The sequence below is a fragment of the Atopobiaceae bacterium genome (assembly GCA_022483015.1).
GTDB lineage: Bacteria > Actinomycetota > Coriobacteriia > Coriobacteriales > Atopobiaceae > JALCUE01.
In genome coordinates this window covers 2,252,023-2,276,002 of sequence record JAKVOB010000001.1, presented here as the reverse complement: position 1 = coordinate 2,276,002, position 23,980 = coordinate 2,252,023, and the positions used below count along the sequence as shown (strand labels likewise).

15 protein-coding genes are annotated in these 23,980 nt (G+C 63.6%); 10 read left to right on the top strand and 5 right to left on the bottom strand.

The window, feature by feature from the left end; genetic code table 11:
• Nucleotides 1-131: 131 nt before the first annotated feature.
• The 3 genes from LKE50_09675 (at nt 132) to LKE50_09665 (ending at nt 6,032) form a co-directional block, all read left to right on the top strand.
• Nucleotides 132-842: a hypothetical protein gene (locus LKE50_09675; GenBank protein MCH3968856.1), complete on the top strand. Its 711-nt coding sequence runs from the start codon at nt 132-134 to the stop codon at nt 840-842.
• 21 nt (nt 843-863) lie between these two features.
• Nucleotides 864-1,559: a hypothetical protein gene (locus LKE50_09670; protein ID MCH3968855.1), complete on the top strand. Its 696-nt coding sequence runs from the start codon at nt 864-866 to the stop codon at nt 1,557-1,559.
• Between the two features lie 174 nt (nt 1,560-1,733).
• Nucleotides 1,734-6,032 (top strand): chitobiase/beta-hexosaminidase C-terminal domain-containing protein, encoded by a 4,299-nt coding sequence (locus LKE50_09665; protein MCH3968854.1) that lies wholly within the window; start codon nt 1,734-1,736, stop codon nt 6,030-6,032.
• A gap of 205 nt (nt 6,033-6,237) precedes the next feature.
• Here LKE50_09665 and LKE50_09660 read toward each other — a convergent pair whose 3' ends face one another.
• The 5 genes from LKE50_09660 to LKE50_09640 form a co-directional block, all read right to left on the bottom strand.
• Nucleotides 6,238-8,037, bottom strand: coding sequence for an ABC transporter ATP-binding protein/permease (locus LKE50_09660; GenBank protein MCH3968853.1), 1,800 nt, complete (start codon nt 8,035-8,037; stop codon nt 6,238-6,240).
• Nucleotides 8,030-9,790: an ABC transporter ATP-binding protein/permease gene (locus tag LKE50_09655; protein ID MCH3968852.1), complete on the bottom strand. Its 1,761-nt coding sequence runs from the start codon at nt 9,788-9,790 to the stop codon at nt 8,030-8,032. The genes LKE50_09660 and LKE50_09655 overlap by 8 nt, the downstream gene beginning before the upstream one ends.
• Nucleotides 9,791-9,917: 127 nt before the next feature.
• Nucleotides 9,918-10,478, bottom strand: coding sequence for a MarR family transcriptional regulator (locus tag LKE50_09650; protein ID MCH3968851.1), 561 nt, complete (start codon nt 10,476-10,478; stop codon nt 9,918-9,920).
• A 315-nt stretch (nt 10,479-10,793) separates the two neighbouring features.
• Nucleotides 10,794-11,753, bottom strand: a complete 960-nt coding sequence (locus tag LKE50_09645) for a hypothetical protein (protein MCH3968850.1) — start codon at nt 11,751-11,753, stop codon at nt 10,794-10,796.
• Between the two features lie 242 nt (nt 11,754-11,995).
• On the bottom strand, nt 11,996-12,790 hold the full coding sequence (locus LKE50_09640; protein MCH3968849.1) for a ferredoxin family protein: 795 nt from the start codon (nt 12,788-12,790) through the stop codon (nt 11,996-11,998).
• A gap of 166 nt (nt 12,791-12,956) precedes the next feature.
• Between LKE50_09640 and LKE50_09635 the strand changes: the two genes are divergently transcribed.
• The 7 genes from LKE50_09635 (at nt 12,957) to LKE50_09605 (ending at nt 23,932) form a co-directional block, all read left to right on the top strand.
• Nucleotides 12,957-13,802 (top strand): HD domain-containing protein, encoded by an 846-nt coding sequence (locus LKE50_09635; GenBank protein MCH3968848.1) that lies wholly within the window; start codon nt 12,957-12,959, stop codon nt 13,800-13,802.
• Between the two features lie 217 nt (nt 13,803-14,019).
• Nucleotides 14,020-15,240, top strand: a complete 1,221-nt coding sequence (locus LKE50_09630; protein ID MCH3968847.1) for an ATP-binding protein — start codon at nt 14,020-14,022, stop codon at nt 15,238-15,240.
• A 188-nt stretch (nt 15,241-15,428) separates the two neighbouring features.
• Nucleotides 15,429-16,787 (top strand): PTS sugar transporter subunit IIC, encoded by a 1,359-nt coding sequence (locus tag LKE50_09625; protein ID MCH3968846.1) that lies wholly within the window; start codon nt 15,429-15,431, stop codon nt 16,785-16,787.
• 132 nt (nt 16,788-16,919) lie between these two features.
• On the top strand, nt 16,920-18,224 hold the full coding sequence (locus tag LKE50_09620) for an ATP-binding protein (GenBank protein ID MCH3968845.1): 1,305 nt from the start codon (nt 16,920-16,922) through the stop codon (nt 18,222-18,224).
• A 231-nt stretch (nt 18,225-18,455) separates the two neighbouring features.
• Nucleotides 18,456-22,241 carry a S8 family serine peptidase gene (locus LKE50_09615; GenBank protein ID MCH3968844.1) on the top strand — a complete coding sequence of 1,262 codons (3,786 nt, stop codon included), beginning with the start codon at nt 18,456-18,458 and terminating at the stop codon, nt 22,239-22,241.
• Nucleotides 22,242-22,506: 265 nt separating this feature from the next.
• Nucleotides 22,507-23,367 (top strand): MurR/RpiR family transcriptional regulator, encoded by an 861-nt coding sequence (locus tag LKE50_09610; protein MCH3968843.1) that lies wholly within the window; start codon nt 22,507-22,509, stop codon nt 23,365-23,367.
• A gap of 250 nt (nt 23,368-23,617) precedes the next feature.
• Nucleotides 23,618-23,932, top strand: coding sequence for a PTS fructose transporter subunit IIB (locus tag LKE50_09605; GenBank protein MCH3968842.1), 315 nt, complete (start codon nt 23,618-23,620; stop codon nt 23,930-23,932).
• Nucleotides 23,933-23,980 lie beyond the last annotated feature (48 nt).

The following is a 23,980-nucleotide window of genomic DNA, read 5'->3' as shown; positions in this document are numbered from 1 at the left end:
GTCCCCCAACCGCGTCGTGCCGTTCGTCCGGTACGTCGGCCCCGTGGGCGACGCCTTTGCTACCATTCGACGTGGTCGGGGCAGGTTGGTTCCTCTCGGCTGACGGAACGGGTCTCAGCGGAGGGGCGGCCATGGCAAAAGGTGCGTTCGCCAAGAAGGCATTCGAGATAGGTACTCCCATCGTGGCCGGCCTGGCCTCCGACCTGGCGACCGAGGCTGCCGAGAAGATCCGTGACCCCGAGTTCCAGAAGCAGGCGGCCGACGCCGTGGGCAAGGCCGCCGGTGCCGTGGGTGATGCGGCCAAGGGCGTGGGCAACGTCGCCAAGGGGGCCGTCGAGGGTGCCGGCCAGGCGGTCGGTGCCGCGGGTGGCTTCGTTGCCGGTGCGGTCGGTGCGCAGAACGCCCGACACCAGACGGACGAGCGTCGCCATGCCGCGCTCGCGGTGGTCGAGGGCAACGTCCATGTGGACACCCCGACCTTCGAGAAGAACTACATGGCCGCCAAGGATGCTGGTCTGGAGTACTTCGCCATCCCCGGTTGCTACGTCATCGTGCTCCTCGGCTCGCCTGCACGGCACGATGCCGACCTCGAGCGCTATCGCGAGGTCTACGTGGGGTCGGATGACGCTTCCATCAGCGAGGGCGTCCATCGCCACCTCATGGGCTTCGGGAACGTCGACGTCTATGCCGACTACAAGTATCGTCGCACCTGCCAGTACGTCTTCATGGTCCCGGCCTCCGGTGCGGCCGCGATCGAGGGCATGCGCGGCAAGCTCACGGACCTCTTCGGGGCGAGCGCCTCGTACAACGCACCCTTCGTGCGTGGCGGCGACGCGTCCTAGCATGGCCGTATGGCGAAGACGATGACAGATGGTGCGAGGAGGCGCCGGGCGCTGCTGCGCGAGGTCGATGACGCGCTGCTCATGGTGGGCATGCTGGCGCAGATGCTGCGTGGGTACGTGCCGCCCCTCGTCCACGAGGTCATGGGGCTCGTGCTCGGTGCGGCCGTGGCGTGGCACGTCGTGCTGCACCGCAGGTGGTTCGCTGCGTTGGCGCACGGCAGGTGGGGCGTCTTCCGCGCGGTCGACGCGGTGCTGGTGCTGGGATGTGCGGCCAGCCTTACCGTCATGGTCGTGAGCGGGCTCCTCATGGCGGACCTCACGGGCGGCTTCGGGCTCGGCCTCGCTGGTCCGGCGCGCGCTGCACACCTGCTCTCGGTGCACCTGGGATTCGTGCTGATGGCGGCGCATGGCGGCTGGGCGGTGCGCGTGTCGCACGCGGCCGTGCTCGCGCGGCGGGGACCCGTGTCGCGGCGACGTAGGGCGGTGACCTGGGCACTCACGGCTGTCGTCTGCGTCGCAGGTCTCTGGGCCTTCGTCGACCTGGGTTATGTCGGCTACATCGCAGGTATCGTCGGCTTCGCCCCGGCGTATGCGGCGAAGCCGCTCGCGGCCTATCTGCTTGAGGTTCTTCTCGCGAGCGTGCCCTGGTGTTGCGCGGGATTCTCCTTGGCCGCGGCCCTCCTCCCTCGTCGAGGTAGCGCATCCGGCACCTTTTGAGGGGTCAGAAGGTGCCGAACCCGCTATCTCGACGGGATGGGAGGGGACCAGGCGGCCGGCTTGGACCAGTGGCCGAATAGCGGCTCAACCTTAAAAGCAATCTGAAACATCGGCGTATGATGGGTCGCATCGTAACAAGGGCCTGGTCTGGGCCATCCTACGAAAGGGTGTGCCATGGGCATTCGTAGAAGCCGACTCCTCACGCTCGTCGTCCTGACCGCTTTGTCGCTGTTGTCCTTCGGGTCGGCAGCCCATGCCACCAGCAATGTGGTCGATACCGACGCGGACGATGGCTATGCCGGCAACCTGACCCTGGTCACCAACACCAACTTCGACATCTCTACCAACGAGCAGTACGAGGCGACCCTGCCCACGGGCGAGGCCATGGGTGCGGCCTCGCTCCGGAGCCAGCTTGACAGCTCCCTCACGACGGAGGGGGCCTTCCAGGAATGCGGGACCCTGGCGTTGGGCACGGGAGATGTGACCCTTGACGAGGTCCAGACGGCTGCTGACTCGACGCCGACGGCCGCCTACCAGGTGGGCGACACGAAGGACCTCACGATACTCACGTCCGTGGACGACCAAGGCGTGCAGACGAACACCAAGATCACGCACACCTGCCTTGCGACAGGTGAGCACTGCACCATCTGGTACGAGGATGCGACCAAGACTGCGGAGGCCCAGAGTCTGGCCCAGAGGTTCGACGGATACTACGCGAACATGGTCAGCGGGTTTGGTAGCCCCAATGCCGTGGACGTCGACCACGACGGTAAGGTCGCCGTCGTGGTGACGGGTATCTCTAGGTACTATAAGGGCTACTTCTGGGGCGATGACCTCACGCGTGCCGGCGAGCAGATGGACCGTGTGAACCTGAACCAGAGCATGACGGACTCCATGATGCTCGAATCCACCCTCTGTCACGAGTTCCAGCACCTGATCAACTTTGCGTTGGTCGGTAGTGACAGCGATTCCTGGCTCAACGAGACCTTCTCGCAGAGTGCACCCACCGTGGCAGGGATGACGGAAGATGCCATGAGAACCTATACCTACTACCTGCAGCTTTACATCTCATCAAAAGGGACGACCGTCCCCTTCATCTTCTCAGGCGAATACGTGCCGAACGATTATTTGGTCTATGCCCAGTGGTACCTCTTCGGCCGTTACCTCGCTGCCCAGACCGTGGGCCATTCCAGCGGAGGGGACGGGATCTATCGTGCCGTCCTGAACTATGACGTGGGCGACGGAAAGCACGCCTGCACGAGGGAGGTCCTGACCAAGGTCCTCAAGGGGAAGGGCGTGATCGGCAGGGAGGGCTTCGAGGGGTTCGTCCGTGACTACAACGTCGCCCTCGTCCTGCAAGAGGAATCGGGGAACTACGGCTTCAGGGGACTGGACCTCACCGGGTTCACCTATCCCGTCTCGAAGATGGGCACCACGCTGCCGACGACCCTGGCAGGAGGCGGTGCGGCGGCGCTCTCGACCGGACGCGTCGGAGGGACCTTCACGCCTGTGGGTGCCGACGCGGCCATGCACTTCGCCGGCATCCAGCAGGACGTCCCCGACCAGGTGACGTGCGACCAATCGAACGAGCAGGTCATCACCATCGGCGATACCATCTCGCTGGCCGCCGAGGACGGCATGGAGATCTACTACACCCTTGGTGCCGAGAAGGACGATGACCTTGCCGCGCCCACGCCCCAGACGGGCACCCGCTATGACGGCCCCATCACGCCCACGGAAAACGTGCGGATCAAGGCCATCGCCTACGACCCGACCGCGGGAACGACCTCGAATGTGGCGTCATGGACCATCTATGTGGCTCCTGCCGCACCCACGGCCTCCGTGGATCCCGGCAACGTGGCCGCCGGACAGCCGGTCTCGCTGGGCTCCCAGACCTCGGGTGCGACCATCCTCTACACCACCGACGGCAGCGACCCGGCTGTCAGTGCCGAGGGCGAGGTCGCGAACGGCACGGTCTACACGGGACCCCTTACCATCGAGAAGGACGTCGTCATCCGGGCCCTTGCCTATCTGACCAATCGACCAGATACCGAGACCTCGCAGGTATGTACCTTCACCTACTCTACCCACTCGGTCAACCAGGACCGCTATGAGCACAACGACGTCATCGGCCAGGCGACGGCCCTGAGCTTCCCTACGATGATCGAGGCGCTGGTCTCGACCTCGTTCGACGTGGACTGCTACAGCTTCACGTTGGACGCGACCTACAACCTCAACATCAACATCGAGACGGCCTCGAGCGACCTGTCCTACTCGGCGACCCTCCTGGACGTGACGGGCAACGTGGTGGCTATGAGTCAGGGAGATGGAGACCAATCCATCACCACGAAGGGAACCCTGGCTGGCAAGTACTACCTCAGGGTCGAGAGCGAGACTGGCTCATCGGACACCCGGCCCTATACCCTCGACCTCGAGAGGCAAGCCACCGACCCCAGCATCCTCGACCTCTCCGAGATGAACATGCTGTCGGCATGGTATGACACCGCGGGTGTCGACAAACGAAGCTACGCCTATCTCGGAGGTGCTGACGGAGGCGGTCACTTCCTGATGGCCACCCAGTACTACAGCCTGCTCGATGGGCCAGTCACCGAGGCGGACCAGCCCTACTCTGACGCGACCTCGAAGGTCACCTATGTGCCGGGGACGACGACGACACACCTCACGACGGCGCTCTTCCTCCCCAACTGCAACAGTGATGGCTACATCACCCAGATCAAGAATGCCGTCATCAACTATGGTGCGGTGTTTGCGAGTCTCGGGGTCCATAGGACCGCCTACGACTCGACAAGCACGAACTACTTTGCCTGCACGGATTATCCGTATGCCACGAGCGCTGATGGCGGACATGCCATCACCGTGGTCGGCTGGGACGACACCTACTCGAGGGACAACTTCACGGGCAATGCTGCGCTCGCGAAGGCGTACGGCTATTCTGACTTCGACTACCAGAAGCCTTCATGTGACGGGGCTTTTATCGTTAAGAACAGTTGGGGTACCAGCGCGGGCGACGACGGTTACTTCTACCTCTCCTACGAGACGGCCGATTTCGCCTACAATCTGCCCGCTGTGTACCTGGCCCAGGAGGCAGCCTCGGTCACCGAGACCCAGTACTACAACGACCAATATGGCGCAGCGACCAACTCAGTGGTCGAGGGCCCCCAGAAGGTTGGCCAGGTTTTCATGACCGGGGATACCAAGGAGCAGCTGGACGCCGTCAGCTTCACGGCCCTCGCTGCCGATGGCATCTATGACGTCTATCTGCGCCTCGGGGACTCGACGGAGACGACGCACCTCATGCAGGTGAGCGAGAAATATGCCGGCTACTACAAGGAGACCCTTGCCCAGCCCATCGAGCTGCCGGCGAACACGCGCTACGAGGTCATTCTTCGCGCCGACTCGACCAAGGGAGGGAAGACCAAGATCGGTTTCACCAGACCAAACCGGAGGGAGGCTCAGCCGGTCCAGGCCCTCGCTGGCATCAGCTACTACTACAACAGTGACGGTAGCGTGAGCGACATAGGTGCTGAGGGTGGGTACTATGCATCGCTCCGGGCCTTCACCACGGGCGGGTCCGGTGACGACCGGCTCCTCTCGGCCGCCTCGGAAGGGGTCGACACGGCGGCCCAACTCGCGTTGCGAGGCATGCCTGCGACTGCCACCGACGCGACGATGGAGGATATCACGACCGAGGGCCCCTCCCAGAGCGGCGAGCTGACCATCACCTCTGACCTCTCCGCCTGCAGCACCAGCGCTCCTGATGTCAGCCTGCCGTCCTCCTTCGACCTACGTGACATGAATGCCGTCACCAGCGTCAAGAACCAGGGCAACCTCGGGGCCTGCTGGACCTTTGCTGCCACGGCCTCAATGGAGAGCGGCATGCTGCGCCGGGGCCTCAACGCCTATGACCATCCCACGGGCGTCAGCCTCGACAAGGCTGACGCCGGCATCACCTTGGGCGAGGGCGACCAGTCGCTCGACCTCACCGCGACCGTCCTTGGCGCCGAGAATCCCACCACCACGCGGATCAGCTGGAGCTTCTCGGGAGACCTTGACAGTGTCGACATCCAGGCCAACGCGAGCTTCTCGGGTGACGAGATGCCGGTCCTCACGGCCAAGGGGGAGGGCACCGTGGTGGTGACCGCCACCAGCGACGCGGACGTGAGCAAGTCCGCCAGCTGCACCGTGACCATCGCTAAGAAGAAGGAGCCCGAGAGCCCTGATACGCCTGCGACGCCGACCACCCCGACGCCCACGACGCGAGCTGCGTCCTCGTCGGGCGGGGGCGAGAATGGCAACCTCACGCAGGCCAGCGCCACGTCGGTCGGCGTCGCGCGGCTGGCAGACACCGCCGATCCCCTCGTGGATGCTGGCCTCCCGCTGGCAGCTGGCTCTGCGTGCGTGGTCGTGGGGGTGTCCCTGTGGGGCCTCCGACGCAGGCGGCAGGCGCGGTAGTCTCTGGTGGTCCCTGCGGTCCCCTCGTCGAGGTAGCGCATCCGGCACCTTTTGAGGGGTCAGAAGGTGCCGAACCCGCTACCTCGACGGAATGGGGAGGGGATCCGGCGGCCACCATCGAGACAAACGAGGGCCCCGACACCCACATGGATGCCGGGGCCCTCGCGTCTGCCGTCGACAAGTGACGGCGAGAAGTACCTCTTGCTTACGCGGCCTGCTCGAACTGCGAGTTGTACAGCTTGGCGTAGGCGCCACCCTGCTTGATGAGCTCGTCGTGCGTGCCCTTCTCGATGATGTCGCCGTCCTCCATCACGAGGATGAGGTCGGCGTTCTTGATCGTGGAGAGGCGGTGCGCGATGACGAAGCTCGTACGGCCGCACATGAGCTTGTCCATGGCGTCCTGGACCTTGAGCTCGGTGCGGGTGTCGACGGAGCTCGTGGCCTCGTCGAGGATGAGCAGCGGCGCGTCCTTCAGCATGGCGCGGGCGATGGTGAGGAGCTGGCGCTGGCCGGCGCTCACGCTCGTCTCGTCGGTGAGCACGGTGTCGAGCCCCTTGGGGAGCTGCTTGACCCAGCTGCCGAGCCCGCACGACTCGCAGACCTCCATGAGGCGGTCATCGGAGATGTCGGGCGTGTCGAAGACGAGGTTCTCGCGCAGGGTCCCCTCGAAGAGCCAGGTGTCCTGCAGCACCATGCCGAACAGCTCGTGGACGTTCTCGCGGGTGAGGTCGAGGGTCGAGGTGCCGTCGATGGTGATCCTGCCTGACCCGACCTCGTAGAAGCGCTCGAGGAGGTTCACGATGGTGGTCTTGCCGGCGCCGGTGGGACCCACGATGGCGATCTTCTGGCCAGGCTGCGCCGTGGCGGTGAAGTCGTTGATGATGGTCTTCTCGGGGTCATAGCCGAAGTGCACGTGGTGGAACGTGACCCTGCCCTGGATGTCGTCGAGGCGGGTCGTCTTGGCGGACTCGTCCGAGAGCTCCTCCTCGTCCAGGAACTCGAACACGCGCCCACAGGCGGCGGCCATGGTCTGGACGGAGGTCGCGGCCTGCGAGAGGTTCTGCAGCGGCTGCGTGAACAGGCGGATGTAGATCATGAACGAGACGACGACGCCGAAGCCGATGCTCCCCTGGATCACGAGGATGCCGCCGACGATGCAGACGGCCACGTAGGCGAGGTTACCGATGAAGATCATGAGCGGCATCATGAGGCTCGAGAGGAAGTTGGCCTTCCACGCGGCACCATAGAGCGCGTCGTTCATCTTGTGGAACTCGGTGCCGGCGGCCTTCTCGCCGTTGCAGGTCTTGACCACGTCGAGCCCGCCGAAGACCTCCTCCACGTGCCCGTCGATCTTGCCGATCTCGGCCTGCTGCTGGGTGAAGTAGCCCTGTGACCTCATGATCACGAAGATGACCAGGGCCACGCCCAACAGCGTCGCGATCACGCCGGCGAGCGTCATGAGGACGTTGGTCGCGAACATCATGACGAGCGAGCCGATGAGCATGGCGACCGAGCTCACGATCGTGGAGAGGGACTGGTTCATCATCTGGCCCACGGTGTCGACGTCGTTGGTGACGCGGCTGAGCACGTCGCCGGTCGGCGTGCCGTCCAGGTACTTGAGCGGCAGGCGGTCGATCTTGTGCGAGATGTCGCGACGCATGTTCTGCGTGACCTTCTGGGTCACCGTGGCCATGATGAAGCCCTGGATGTAGTTGACGATGAAGCCAGCCGCATAGAGGATCACGAGCAGGGTGGCCAGGGACGTGACGCTCGTGAGGTCGATGGTGCCGGTGAGCCCGTTGCTGATCATGTCGGTGATCTCGCCGAGCTTCGACGGTCCGATGAGGTTCAGCACCGCGCCCAGGAGCGAGAGCACGCAGGCGATGATGACGGGGGCCTTCTTGCGGCCCAGGTATGAGAACAGGTTCTTGAACGCGCCGCCGATGTCGGCATTCTCGGTCCCCATGGCGACGGTGTGGTCGGTTCCAGGCATGCTGCTAGGCATTGTCCAACTCCTCCTTCGAAAGCTGCGAGAGCGCGATCTCCTGGTAGGCGTCGCACGTCTGCATGAGCTCGTCGTGCGTGCCCGTGCCCACGACCTCGCCGTGGTCGAGCACTATGATCTGGTCGGCGTTCCTGATGGTGCCGATGCGCTGGGCGACCACGAGGCGCGTGGTCGAGGCGCACTTCTCGGAAAGGGTGTTGCGCAGGGCCTTGTCGGTCGCGAAGTCGAGCGCCGAGAAGGAATCGTCAAAGATGAGCGTCTCAGGCTTGCGTGCCACGGCGCGGGCGATGGCCAGGCGCTGGCGCTGGCCGCCAGAGACGTTGCGGCCGCCCTGGTCGATGCGCGCGTCCTCGCCCTTGTCCATCTTCGAGACGAAGTCGGAGGCCTGGGCGATGTCGAGCCCCTCGGTGACGTCCTGGCGCGTGATGTCCTGCGCTGCCTCGCCGTAGCTCACGTTGGAGGCAACGGTCCCCGAGAAGAGCGTCGCGGTCTGGGGGATGTAGCCGATGCGGTTGTGCAGGTCGTCCTGCGAGAACTCGCGCACGTCGTGGCCGTCGACCAGCACGGTGCCGGTCGAGGGGTCATAGAGGCGGTCGACGAGCTGGACCAGGGTGGTCTTGCCCGAGCCAGTGGCGCCGATGAAGGCGACGGTCTGGCCGCGCTCGGCCTTGAACGAGATGTGCGAGAGGACCTCGGCGCCGCCGTCAGGATAGCTGAACGAGACGTCGCGGAACTCCACGGTGCCCTTCTCGGCGTCGGTCACGTCGGCACCCTTGCCATCCTTGATGGACGGGTCGGTGCTGATGACCTCCATGATGCGGCCGGCCGAGACCTGGGCGCGCGGCAGGAGGATGAAGATCATGTTGAGCAGGACGAAGGCCATGACGACCTGGATGGCGTAGTTGGAGAAGACCACCATGTCCGAGAAGACACCGAGCTTGGCACCGGGGAGCGCCGCCTCCACGAGGTAGGCGCCGATCCAGTAGACCACGAGGGTGAGCACGCTGGTCACGAAGGTCATGCCGGGGCTCATGATGGCCATGACACGATAGGCGACCATGTTGACGTCGGTGATGTCGTCGTTGGCCTCGTCGAAGCGCTTCTGCTCATAGGCCTCGGCGTTGTAGGCGTGCACCGGGCGGATGCCCACGAGGTGCTCGCGGCAGAGGCGGTTGATCTTGTCGGTGATGCCCTGCACGCGGCGGAACCGCGGCACGGCGAAGATGAGGGTGAAGACGAGCATGATGATGACCACGAACGCGGCGACCGCCGTGGCGGCCGACCACTGCCAGCCGTGGCCGGCGATCTTGCAGACGGCCCAGATGCAGAGGACCGGTGCCTTGATGATGGCCTGCAGGCCCATGATGACCAGGGTCTGTACCTGCGTGATGTCGTTGGTGCAGCGGTTGACGAGGCTGGCGGTCGAGAAGTGCTCGACGTCGCCCTTGCTCATCTCGAGCGTCTTGTCGTAGACGTGGCCGCGGAGCGTCTGGGCGAGGCCGGCGCCCACCTTTGCGGCGAAGTAGCCCACGATGCAGGCGGCGATCATGGAGCCCACGGCGCAGAGGAGCATCCAGCCGCCCTGCTCGAGGATCTCGCCCATGGTGGAGCCCTCGGTCTCGACGAGGGTGGTGATGTTGCTCATGTAGTCGGGCAGGGTGAGGTCGAGCCACACTTGGATGACGATGAAGACGAGGCTGATCGCGACCATGCCCCACTGCTTCTTGTCGAGGTATCTCAGGACCTTGAGCATATGGTTCCCCTTTCTATAATGGTACTAGCTGCTAGTGGTGATAGATATCTGAGACGGCGAGGCGCCAGCCTTGCCGGGATTGCCTGTGCGGGGAAGGCGACTTCGGCCGCGATCCCGCGACGTCGTGCTACGCGATGTCCCCGAAGTCGATGAGCGGGGGAGGGTAGACCTGCTCGCGCTCGGAGATGAGGCCTTCGATGCGGCTGGTGATGCGCACGAACTCGCGGGCGTCGTCCATGCCGAGGTCGCGCACCATTGCTGTGAGCCCCAGGACGGCACCCTTGAGCTGGGTGCGGAACAGCTCGCTGCCGGCCGGCGTGATCGAGACCTCCACGCGGCGTCGGTCGGTCTCGTCGTGCGAGCGCTCGATGAGGCCCTTGCGCTCGAGGGAGTTCAGGGTGTTGGCGATGCGCGCCGAGGTGAGCTTGAGCCTCTCGGCAAGGTCGGAGGGGGCCAACGGGTGGTCGGTCGACTCGAGGAAGCCCAGCAGCGCCATCTCGCCGCGCGTGGCACCCTGGATCTGCTGCATGGGACCGCGCGACATGAGGCCGAACGAGCGGAAGAGGTGCTCGGCCAGGTTGAGCTCCTCGGCCGTGTAGGGGACGTCGGGAGTGGCGAAGTAAGCCGCAGCGGACTCGTTCTTCTCGACATCACGGTTGTGTGAATCCTTGGTCGTGCCCGTGCCCATGTGACGTCCTCCCTCACTCCTGTGACCTGCGCCGTGTGCGTGAGCTACTTCTACCGATAGATGTCCGGGCGAAAACCTATCGTCAATAGCTATTAGTGATAGTATCTCCGCTTCCGAGAAGGACAACCTCTCGACCGGCCCCTTCACAATGTGCACACATGTGGCTCCTGCGGCCCGCTGACGTGTCGCCAGCCGTCTCCACGTCGAGGTAGCGCCTTCGGCACCTTCTTGGGGGTCAAAAGGTGCCGAAGGCGCTACCTCGACGAGAAAGAGGCGAGCCTGACTGCTGCCGGGGGATTCCTGTCATCTGGATGGCTATGCGCGAGGCACGCCAAACGTGGTGAGGAGCCGCTCGAAATAGGCAAGATTGTAGGTGTCGCCCACCGAGAAGCGCATGATGGGTGCGCCATCTGCCGCCAGCGAGAGGTGCGACTCGCGCAGCCGCTCGTCGGCGAGCACGTCCACGACGCTGCGCCCTCCCGTCATCGAGGGGTCCACATATTTGGTACGGCCATCGAGCTCGCCGATGACAGAGCTGCCGTCCGGACGCACCCAGAGGAAGTCGACGCGGCGCCGCCTGCCGTCAATGGGGTCCGTGAAGGTGGCCTGCAGCTGGGGGATCGCGAATCCGAGCTCGATCATGGCCGCGCGTGCGATGGACTCGCCGCCGCTCTCGGCTGCGGCGTCGGCATAGCTCGCCGTAATCCGTGCCTGACGTAGCCCGCGATAATGGTGCATGGAACCAAGCAGCTCGAGGAGGAAGCTCTTGTCGAGGCCTGCTCGCAGGGCGGAGTCGGCAATCGCGAGCCCATCACGAAACGTCGTGGTTCGTAGGCAATCGAAGGTCGTGCGTTCGAGGGACGTCACTGTCAGACCATCGACGGTCTGCCAGAGGTCGCCTCCCATCCTATGGCGGCAGAGTAGGGATGTGCCGCGGTCATGTCCGCGGCGCCGTTCGGCAACATGGACCTTGTCGAGGAGGCTGTACGAGACAGACAGGCCGCGCGCGACGGCAGCCGTCACATTGCAGAACCGTATGCAGGGCATCTTGCTCGTGAGCGTCCGTGCGAGCCAGATGCACCGGACATCGGGTTTGAGGTCATCCCAGACGGAGGTGCGTATGAACATGCCAGGATTCACGCGTGTAATCTCGCCGCGCGACAAGCGTTCGAGGACCGCCTTGTTCATCGAGTGGTCCCGGAGGCAGAGGAGCCGCCTGTCTGCCTCGCACTCCGTGAGTCGCGCGTTGATGGTCTGCTCGACGTGGGCGCTCATGGCGACGCTCCTCGGGACAAGGGGCCAACCGGGACAGCATTGTCTCATGGGAGTCGGTCCTGGCCGCCGGGAGCGTGGGACGATTCGGCGACAGGCGAGATGCATCTCCTGACAGCTGACGCTTTGCTCTCTACGTCGAGGTAGCGCCTTCGGCACCTTCTTGGGGGTCAAAAGGTGCCGAAGGCGCTACCTCAACGCAAGACGGTGGCTGGCGAGAAGAACCTCCCGCGCCCGGCGGCCTGCTACAGCCAGAGGCGCGGCCCCTGTCGCTCGCGGCCATACTTCGCCGAGAAGACCTTCTCGGCGGCGGCCAGCTTGATGCCGCCGAGGCTCCTCGCACCAGTGGGGCACACGCGCGAGCAGGCGCCGCAGTCGAGGCAGTCGGGGCCGGTGTAGCAGAGGTCGCCCGGGTCGATGGTGCCGACGGGACAGACGGCGGCGCATCGCCCGCAGCGCACGCAGCGTCCGGCCTCGATGTGTGGCTTCATCGGCACGTTGACGTAGTCGCGGCAGGGACGGTTCCCGGGCAGGTCGGGCGTCGCGAGGTCGGAGACGGTCGATGCCTTCGTGACCTTCTCGGCAAGCTGGGCCGCGGCATCGCGCAGCCAGGCGAGGTCGTCGTCATCGGGCCGTCCGGCGGCGACGCTGCGGAAGATGGAGTGCTGACACACCACGATGGCGGCCCCCATCACGCAGAGGCCCTGATCGGTGGCCACATCCGCAAGCTCGGCCAGGGTGTCGTCGATGGCACGGTTGCCGTAGGTCACCACGAGGAACGCCGGCGTGAACGTGCCGTGTACCCGATGCAGACGCTCCACGAAGGGCACCGGCACACGACCGCCGTACGAGGGGCAGGCCAGTATCGCAAGGTCGTCGGGCGTCAACGGGCCAGGGACCTCGGCACCCTCAGGAGAGGCGTCCCATTCGGTCGTGGGGCATCCCAACGCCTCAGCCGCCGTGCCGGCGAGCTCGTGGGCGACCGTGAGCGTGGTTCCTGCGCCTGAGAACGAGATGCTGACGAGCGAGTCGATCTTCATGGGGGGCTCCTTCGCAGTGGGCCGGCGGTGCAGCGACACCTTGGTGGCGCAACGACTTCCCCGATGGTACCGCACACCCATTTCCCAAGTACTTTGGTATATCTAACGTTCCCGCCGGTCCGCATAACGCATAGACTAGGGGACCATGCGGCGGAGGGGGTTCCACATGGTAGAGAGGCACGCGACCAAGAAGCACGCGGCAGGCGTGCACGCGGCCGAGAAGCACACGGCAGACAGACACATCAGCCTTGATCACGCACGCCACGCGTTCGCGCGCTACCTCGAGCGCTTCGACACGGGCGATCCCAAGATCGCCCTCAAGGTCCGCCATACCTACGCCGTGGTCGACGCGGCCACCTACCTGGCCGACTCCGAGGGCCTCTCGCCCGAGGACCACGACCTGGCCCAGCTCATCGCCCTTCTCCACGACATAGGCCGCTTCGAGCAGCTGCGGGTCTTCCACAGCTACGACGACCGCAACGCGAGCCACGCCTCCATCGGCCTGCAGGTCCTGTTCAACGACGGCCGCATCCGCGACTTCATCACCACGGATGCCTACGACAAGATCATCTACGAGGCCATCCGCGACCACAGCCTGCTGGCCATCGCGCCCGACGTGACCGGCCGGGCCCTGTTGCATGCCCGCCTGGTGCGCGACGCCGACAAGCTCGACAACTTCCGTGTGAAGACCGTCGACCCCGTGGAGTCCATGCTCGACGAGTCGGCTGCCGACCTGGGCCGCGAGAGCGTGAGCGACAACATCTACCAGGACTTCATGGCCCATAGGCCCATCCGGCGTGAGGACCGCCACACCAAGCTCGATATGTGGGTCTCGTACCTGGCCTTCGTCTACGACTTCAACTTCCGCTCGAGCTATGCCTACGTGCTCGACCACGACTACCTGCACGCGTGCGTGGCGCGCATCCCGTATGCGACGCCGCAGACGGCCGAGCGCATGGCGGCCATCGAGCGCGAGGCCACGGCGTACTGCCGCGAGCAGGCGGAGAGGTAGACGCGGGACTGCCTTACCCAAGCAACATCCATGACGAACATCGTAGATGTGCTCTGAACATCGTAGAGGTCGGATACGTGTCGTGGCTCCCTGACCATCCGCTCTTGTAGGCCCTCCTTTCCTGTTCTAGAAGAATTAAGCAAACTTAATAAATAACGAATTAGCATGGTAGAATTAGGCAGAACTTATAGATAGCAGAACATGATTGGGGGGCACGATGATAGAGAGAACGATGTACCTCGAACGCATGCGCCCATTCTATGACTCGCAGTTCGTCAAGGTGATTACCGGCGTTCGTCGTTGCGGCAAGTCTGTGCTCCTCGAGCAGGTTGTCGATGACCTCATCGGTCGTGGCGTCCCATCGGATGACATCACCTATGTCAGCCTCGAGGACTATGCGAACAGGTCGCTCTTGAGCCCCGACGCGCTCGACTCGTATCTCTCGGGACGTATCAGTGGAAGGGGGATGGCCTATGTCCTGCTCGATGAGGTACAGCTCGTTCCGGGATTCGAGGCGGTGGTCAACTCGCTCCAGTCCAAGAGGAACGTCAGCGTGTTCATCACTGGGTCGAACTCCAGGATCCTGTCTGGTGAGCTTGCCTCCCTCCTCGGAGGGCGAACGCTCTCATTCCAGGTGATGCCCTTCACCTTTGCGGAATACCGTCGGTTCATGATCGAGTGCCATGCCGATGCCGTCCCTGATGACCGGAGCCTTCTGCAGACATATCTCACCTGGGGTGGCATGCCGCTTGCCTGTGCGGAGCCAACGGACGAGACCCGCGCGGTCGTGCTCGACAACCTCTATAGCTCCATCGTCCTTCGTGACATCATCATGCGCAACAGCATAAAGTCCCCAGTGACGCTCGAGTGCGTGCTCGACTATCTCATCGGCAACTCCTCGCTCACCGTGTCGGGGAATACCGTTGCCGCTGCCCTGACCGACAACAATCGCAAAGTGTCCTCGCCGACGGTGTATGACTACATCCAGGCGATCACGGACTCGTACATCGTCAGCAAAGTGCGCCGATATGACATCCAGGGGAAGAAGGCATTGGCCTTCGAGAAGAAGGTCTACGCCTGCGACCTGGGCTTCTTCCATCTGAGAAAGAGTCGGGTCAAAGACGAGCTCGGCCATATCGTCGAGACCGCCGTCTACAACGAGCTCGTCGCACGAGGATACAAGGTCTACGTAGGCAAGACCCATAGGGGTGAGATCGACTTCATCGTGGAGGGTGACAAGGGGAGATGCTATGTCCAAGCTGCCTATCTCCTGAGCAACGATGATGTCATAGAGCGCGAGTTCGGTGCATATGATGCTGTGAAGGATTCCTATCCGAAATACGTGGTGTCCATGGATCCCATCACGCTCAGCAGGGATGGTGTGAGGCACCTGACCCTGATCGACTTCCTTCTGCACGACGACCTGTCGCTCTCATGAGTCGAGAACGGCGCCCTTGGCCCACAGGCAGCCTTTCCCCTTCTCAATTCCCGTGAGAGGTCGAACGTCTCATACCAGGCCTAAAACTCTAAACTGCTCATTGAGCACGGGCGGCAGGCTAAGGTTGGGGCGCGGCCGGCACGGTAGTGCGCGGTGGCCACCAGGGGCGAGGGGCAGGGGAGAGACCCATGGACAAGCTCGAGGCGTTCCTGGACGAGAAGCTCGGACCGGTGATGAGCGTCATCGGCACCAACCGCTACCTCCTGGCGGTGCGCGACGGCGTCATCTCGGCCCTGCCGCTCATCATCGTGGGCTCGCTCTTCCTCATCCTGGCCAGCCCTCCGCTGCCGCAGGAATGGGTCATCACCCAGGTCCTCACGGCCAACTCGACCAAGATCCTGATGGTCTATCGCATGACGATGTCGATCATGACGCTGTATGCGGTGTTCGGCATGGGCAACAGCCTGGCCAAGTCGTTCAAGTTGGACGGCCTCACGGGAGGCATCCTCTCGGCGATGGCGCTGCTGCTCACCATCACGCCGGTCAACATCCCGGCCGACCTCGACGCGGGCGTGTCGGGCTACGTGCTGCCGCTCTCGACGCTCGGCGGCGGGGGCCTGTTCGTCGGCATCCTCATGAGCTTCCTTGCGGTGACGGTCTACCGTCTCACGCAGCGCTCGCGCTTCAAGCTCACCATGCCCCAGCAGGTGCCGCCCGGCGTGGCCCGCTCGTTCGAGGCGCTCACGCCCACGCTCGTCATCATGGTGGTCGTGGGCGGGATCACCTACTGGGCGGGCTTCGATTGGTACGGCACCATCCTGGCGGCGGTGTCTCCGCTGGTCACGGCCACGGACACCCTGCCCGGCGTGCTCCTTCTCGTCTTCCTCACGACCTTCTTCTGGTTCTTCGGCATCCATGGGGCCTCGATCGTGGGCTCCATCGCACGGCCGGTCTGGCTGATGCTGCTCGACGAGAACACCGCGGCGCTCGCGGCGGGCACGGCGGCCACGCAGCTGCCCGCGACGAGTGCCGAGCCCTTCTACCAGTGGTTCGTCTGGATCGGCGGGTCGGGCTGCGCCATAGGTCTGGCCATCTGCCTCGTCACCGTCTGCCGGTCGCACTACATGCGCAGCCTCGGCAGGATCGGCTTCGCGCCGGCCCTCTTCAACATCAACGAGCCTCTGGTCTTCGGCACGCCCATCGTGCTCAACCCCATCGTGGCGGTGCCCTTCGTGGTGACGCCCATGATCTGCGCGACCATCGCCTGGCTCGTCACGGCGGCGGGGCTGGTCAACCACGTGTCGGTCATCGCGCCCTGGACGCTGCCTGGCCCCATCGGTGCCTACGTCTCGTGCGGCGGCGACTGGCGTGCGGCGGTGCTCTGCGTGATCCTCATCGGCGTGTCCGTGCTGTGCTACCTGCCGTTCGTGAAGGTGTACGACCGTCGTCTCCTCGCCCAGGAGCAGGCCGACCAGGATGACGCCGGCTCCCAGGACGGCGCCACCCCAACCCCAGCCGAGAAGGACGCCGGGCTCGCGGACGCGTAGCGTCGGTGGGGCCGCTCCATGATCCGGAAAATGGTCGTCGCAGAGTTCGGATTCTGGACATAAGAAATTCGGATTCTGGACGTAGAATATTCGGATTATGGTAGAAACCCAGGTAACGAAGGTAGGTATCTCATGGCATATGGGAACCAGCACAGCATCAAGCCAACAGGTTATCTGAGCCGTATCGTCGATGCTGAGGTTGACGAGTGCCTCGAGACTTATGGTGCCACGGAGATCGCTGGGACCAAGTGGTGCGGCAAGACCTGGACTGCACGCGAGCATGCGAGCAGCATCATCTATCTCGACGAGGGACAGAACCTTGCTATGGCCCAAGCGGACCCGACCTCCGTCTTGGAAGGGGCGTCGCCGCATGTCATAGACGAGTGGCAGCTGGCTCCTCGCATATGGGACACGGTGAGGCATGCGGTCGACGATGCAGGTCGCACTCGTGGCCTCTGGATCCTCGCCGGCTCCTCGACCCCTCACAAGGACGAGGTCCATCACAGCGGGGCCGGGAGGTTCGGAAGGGTGCGTATGCTCCCGATGACCTTGCAGGAGTCTGGTGACTCTACGGGAGACGTCTCGCTCGCGGGTCTGTTCGAGGGGAAGTTTGAGCGAGTCCACTGTGATATGGACATCAAGCGGCTCATCTCACTGTGCTGCAGGGGAGGGTGGCCAGAGACCATAGACCTTCCGCCGGCCCGTGCCCAGAGGATAGCCCGTGACTATCTCGAAGCGACGTTTCAACAGAGCGTTCCGGCACAGGGTGGTCGTCCTGATGTCGCGCGACGTCTCCTGCTCTCGCTATCTCGAAACCTCGGCCAATTCGTCACCTATAAGGTACTGGCGCGCGACATGTATGGTGACGAGGACGCCGATGCCATGCTGAGCCCGCGAATGGCTTCCCGCTACATCGAGCTGCTCGAATCACTCTATGTCATTGAGCCGGTGCGCGGCTGGGCACCACCTGCGCGTTCCCCCAAGAGGTTCCAGACAAAGGAGCGGCGCTACCTCGCAGACCCGTCGTTGGCGGTCGCAGCGTTGCAGATGAGCGAGAGGTCGTTGCGTGATGACTGGCAGACGTTCGGTCTCGTCTTCGAGAACCTCTGCATGCGAGATCTCATCGTCTATGGCCGAGCCTTACCCGACGCATCCGCGTCGCCAGTTCACTACTATCGTGATGACTCAGGCCTCGAGGCGGACGCCATCATCGAGAAGGCAGATGGCACCTGGGCTGCCATCGAGGTCAACCTCGGCGAGGACAAGGTCGAGGAGGCGGCGACCCATCTGAAGAGGCTCCAGGCGAAGGTCGTCGGCAACAAGGCGTCGCATACCGTTCCCCCATCGTTCCTCGGTGTGCTCGTGGGTCTGGGCAAGCAGGCCTACCAACGGGAGGATGGCGTCTACGTCATTCCCATAGGGTGTCTGGGGGCATAGCCGATCAACGGGTCTTCCAGCCGAGAAGGACGTCGGTCTCGTGCGTGCCTGGCATTGCCGCCCCACCCTCGGCCCCTCCCGCCGAGAAGCCCGACCCGCTCGACGCGTTCGTGGCACCGCTGGCAGACATAACGCCTGCACGATGCCAGAATGATAGAATCGCCTGAACAAAGGCTTGAGTGCCTCGCCCGTCAGTGAAGTGACACGGTCCTCGTCTTGAAGGGGAATGCCATGGTAGTCGGGAAACGCGTCCGCCATCACCATCGCCTGGTCCGTCGGTGTGCCTGCGTGCTGCTCGTCGTGGCCCTGGCGGGCCTGCTCGTGCCCGTCATGTCGGCTCGTCAGGCGAGCGCGGCCTCGGCGGACACCGGCTCGACCACCTTCGGCTACGAGTCAGGGACCTATGCGGAAGGCGAGGCCATCGCGTTGGTCGTCTCCTCGGTGGGCGGCGAGGGGCTGAGCACCCAGGCCGACGACCTGCTCTCGTCGGCCACGACCCTGATGGACGTATCTGACGACGCCGTGACGAGCGAGTGCGATACCGGCAACCTCACCACCCAGGAGCAGGCCGTGGTGCAGTCTGCCACGGCGGATGCGACCCAGCGCCTCGTGCTGGTGCGCGACGCCTCGAAGACCACCGAGCAGCTCATCGACGAGCTCCAGGCCGACTCACGCGTGGTCTTCGCGGAGCCCAACCTCTACGTCTCCTCCGATGACGAGGACACGTCGCAGACCACCTCGCAGCTCACCTTGCAGGAGACGCTGGACCAGACGGTCACGGGGGAGGCCGACGAGCCGACGACCGTCGACGGGCAGGGCCTGACGACCTGCTCCGACCTGACCGCATTCCAGTGGGGCGAGAAGAACGACGGCCATTGGGGCGGAAGCGGCACGGCAGGCATCGACATCGACTACGCCGCATGGGACTCCACGACGGGCGTGGGAGACGGGCCCGTCGTCGCGGTCATCGACACTGGCGTCGACGAGACCAACCCCGACCTGACCAACAAGATGTGGCGCGATGGCATGAGCTATCCCAGCCTGGTCGCCTTGGGTGGTGACGCATGCGGCTGGTCCGACAATCCCAGCGTGACGTCTTCCACCACGGGTCTGCAGATCAATCATGGCACCCATTGCGCCGGTGTCATCGGAGCCGAGTGGAACGGTCAGGGCACCTCGGGTGTGTCACAGGACGCACGCATCATGGCGCTGGTCCCTGAGGGGACGACGGCTTCCTACATCCAGGCGTTCGCCTATGTGAGGACGGCGCTGGACGCGGGCGTGAACGTGAGGGTCGTCAGCAACTCCTGGGGCACGGGGCTGGACGGATCGCGCAGCATCTCCGTCGCCGTCACCCAGATGGGGCAGGCTGGTGCGATATCCGTCTTCGCGTCGGGTAACGATGACTCTGATCTCTCGTCCACCTCGACGAACGCGACCAACCTGGCCCAGAACCCCTATGCCGTCGTCGTGGACAGCATAGGACCCACGGGGGCGCTGTCCGGTTTCAGCAACTATGGGGTCTCGACCACCGACGTGCTCGCCTCGGGTGCCACCGTCCTGTCCACGGTGCTCTCAGCTGAGCCCAGCTTCCTGGGCGAGGCGAACCTGGCTGACACCACGGTCTACGAGAGCTTCGACGCAAGCAGCCGTTTCGATGCCTCCGTCCAGCCCTCGGCCGGCAACCTCTTCTCGTTCCCGGGCGAGACCACCGTGACCACACGGTCGTTCGAGGGGGACAGAAGCATCGGCCTGGCCTACGATCCGGTCACCAGTCCTGGGTTGGCCGATGCGACCTCCAATGAGGTGGACCTGTCCGCTCTCTCCGCTAAGCCAAAATACCTGAGCATTCGCTACTCCGCCATCCCTGACGATGCGAACACACCGCTGGAGATCGGTTTGAAGGTGAGCGTCCGTTGCACGGACGGGTCCTTCAAGGACTTGGCTGCGGAGGGTGCTTTCAATATGTCGGGCGATGCCTGGGGTGGGCAGTACGTTGACCTGCCGGCTGACACCGACTGGGCGCATTTTCAGATCGAGATATCGTACCTGATGGTCGATGGTGCCAAGGTCGGCGGGGTGTATCAGGAAAACAAGGTGGCAGGAACGCTCTGCGTGGACAGCATCGGGCTGGGATCGACGCGCGTACCGTATACGTACGATCAGGGCACCTCGATGGCATGCCCTGCTGTGGCCGGAGTGGCTGCGGTGCTGGCGGAGGACAATCCGACCGCCTCAGCAGAGAAGCTGGCGGCCCTGGTCAAGGGGTCGACCACCTACGATTCCCGTTATGAGAACCTTTGCCTGAGTAGCGGCAGGATTGCGCTGGACGCGTCCGCCGACCCGACGGCCACGCCGACCTCTGCGACCTCGACCGGCTCGACCGCCACCATCACGGGGTACTTCTTCGGGTCGAATCCCACCGTCAGCATCGACGGCACGCAGGCGAGCGTCCTGTCCTGCACCGACCTGGGCGACGATAAGTCCAGCGTGGAAGTGGCACTGCCCGCCGGCTTCGAGGGCGGTGATGCGCGCATTCAAGTGGTCGGCACCAACGGGAAGACCGGCAACCTGGTCGCATATCTGAACCAAGCCAAGGACCTCACCTATTACGACAACGTCGAGATGCCCTATCCCGACGAGATGGCCGATTGGACCGGCTGGCAGCTGGTGGGCTTCGGCGGCTATGTCTACTGCCTGCCGCAGACGGCGACGTTGAGGACATATGATCACCTGCTGCGTTATGACCCCGCTTCGCAGTCCTGGGAGCAGGTCGATATCCCTGTGAGCGGCGACGGGGCATATATGTATTCCGCCGCGGTGGTCCGGGGACGGATGTACGTGTACGTAGAGGCGCTGGTTGATGACAACTATGTCAAGAGCATCATCACCCTGGACGCGGCAGGCAATTGGGCACAGACGGGTTGGACGTTCGAGGGATGCGAGAGCATCCATTATGCGAGCCTGGCCTCGGATGGAACCTCGCTCTATCTGTTCGGTGGCCTGGACAGCTCCAAGGCGGTAGGCTCCCAGAGCTACGACGGCATCTGGAAGGTGGACGTGAGGACCGGTGCGTTCACTCAGGTGGGCACGTTGTCGACTCCAGGCCAATGCCCCCGTGTGGCATACGACAACAGAGGGACGTTCCTGGTGACGAACGGTTGGAACGCCGACAACCAGGGCGCGGCCGTCAACGGCATGGAGAGGCAGGTCGTGCAACCTGACGGCTCCCTGGCGAGCGCGAAGGCGGAGGCCTGGAACCTGATAACCGACACCGGACAGCTGTGCTTTGCCCCGGCGACCGTGACCTCCGGATTCATCTTCGCCGGTCCGCTGAGCAATGAGGCCGCGGGCACGCCGACGGCGGATACCTACCTGATGTCGGCCGATGGCGCGGAGCCGACGAAGTATGCCAAGCGCGCCAGCGACAAGGCGCTGCTGATACCCGCGGCGTGCGCCTATGACGGGACCCTCTATGTGCTGGCGGGCACCGTCGAGGCTCCCAACCGTGTCTTCTCCTCCACGGCGGCGGACACCTATGCGGTCGACATGGCGGAGGCGACCATCGACGCGATCGCCGACCAGGGCTACACCGGCAAGGCGCTGACGCCCGCGGTGAGTGTGAGGTTTGGTTCCCAGGTGCTCACCGAGGGAGTCGACTACACGGTCTCGTATGCGGACAACGTCGAGGCGGGCACGGCCAAGGTGACCGTCACGGGCATGGGACGCTTCACCGGCGGGCTGTCGGGCACCTTCGTCATCACCGGTGGTGCGGCGCCCACGTCGCCCACCACACCCACGTCGTCCACCACACCCACGACACCCACGACACCTTCTGCCGAGACGCCGGCGGCGACCTCGGACGCTTCGTCTGCCGAGACGCCCTCGGCGGCGCCGGTCTCCTCGGCCACCGTCCTGCCCACTACGGGCGAGAACGACCATTCGGCGGCAGGCGTCGCGGTGCTCGGTGCGCTCATGGCCCTTGCAGGAGCGGCACTGGCCCGTCGCAGGGCGTGAGGTGGGGCTTATCTAACCAGTTCGGTCGAGGTCGAGATCGGCTCCCAAGAGGCGGGCGAGAGGAACGGCGGGCTTGGCGGCTCAGCCGTCGATGTCCACGATGCCCTTGCAGTCCGGCCAACGGCTGCGAGCAGTTCCGTTTCAAGCGGGGCGGTCTGGGTATGAATGGTTCATAGTTACAGAGAATCGCTTATATTGAAACGAGTGATACAACCGTACATATACTGGAGACGTCCGACGAGAGCTGGATACCATGGCGAACACGATGGATACGATGAGCACCATATGCCAGTGCTACGAGAAGCTCTCTGATGCTGAGCGCAAGGTTGCCGACTTCATCTTGAACAACAAAGAGGACGTTCTTCACCTGTCGGTTCGCGAGATTGCCGACAAGAGCGGGGCTTCTAGTGCCTCCGTGTCGCGTTTTGTGAGGGACGCTGGTTTCGATAGCTTTGCGACTCTGCGGCTCGCGCTCGCTCGCGAGGATGTAAATGAGGACGGAGAGCAATCCGTTCCAAGCGACGGGGTCTCCCTGGATGCAATCCCGGAATCCATCTCCTATATCGTCACGAACAGGGTGCAGGAGCTTAGGACGACCGCCTCCATGTTGGATGAGAAGTCTGTCCTAGAAGCGGTCAAGCTCTTGAGAGAGGCTGATACCGTACAGTTCGCGGCTGTGGGGAACTCCATACCTCCTTGCGCAAGCTTTGCTTTCAAGCTCGGGCAGATTGGTATCCGCACGGTGTGCCCGGCGAACACGGAGCAGATGGTCCTCGCTTCCATGTCTCTGACGCACAAGGACGTACTCGTGATCGTCTCCACGTCGGGGTATTCCAGGCGCCTAGAGACCATTGTTGACAATGCAGAGGATAACGACGCGCCCATCATCCTGCTGACCTGCGCTGTGGACTCTCCACTTGCCTCGCGTGTCGATGACCTGTTCTTGCTCGCGACGCGCGACCAGAGCCTGTCATCTCGGCAGTTCTCATCGCACATGACTGCGACCCTTGTCATGGACATCCTCTTCTTGCTGCTCTTCCATGGGTCGAGCGAAGCTCTCGAACATGCAAAGATTGAGATGAAGAGTCTGAGTGATGACAAGGAGCGTTCTATTACGCTGAATTAGATAGCTCCTTGGTGTCTAGGAGCCCATGCCTCAAAGAGGATGACTCTGTCGCTTTATGGACTATAAGAAACAATATTTCAGTCTAGAACAATAATAGAAACTGAGAACCATTCACCGGAGCATAGCGTCCGTTCATGGCCCATCTTCCTATGGTGGTTGAACAAACCAAATCACGTGACATTATGAAACGCAGATACACCCACTCGCGAGGTGTGGGCGTCTACTCGGAAGGCCAATGGAGGGAGAGGTCATGCGGATAGTCGGTGTTTGCGCTTGCTGTAGCGGAATTGCTCACACGTATATGGCGAAGGAGGCTCTTGTCAAAGCCGCAGGCGCTCTGGGTCATGAGATTCATCTCGAGACACAGGGGACCATCGGCGTGGAGAACGAGTTGACCCCTCAGCAGATCGCCGACGCGGATGTGGTCCTGCTGGCGGTCGACGTCCATATCGAGGGGCGCGAGAGGTTCGAGGGCAAGCAGGTGGTCGAGGTCCCGACGGATCTGGCCATCAAGGCCCCGAAGGCCGTACTCAACAAGATCTCGACTCAGCTTGGCATCAAGTAGCTCTTAGGTCTGTCCTGCATGGTTCATGTGTCGCACCCATCAGAAAGG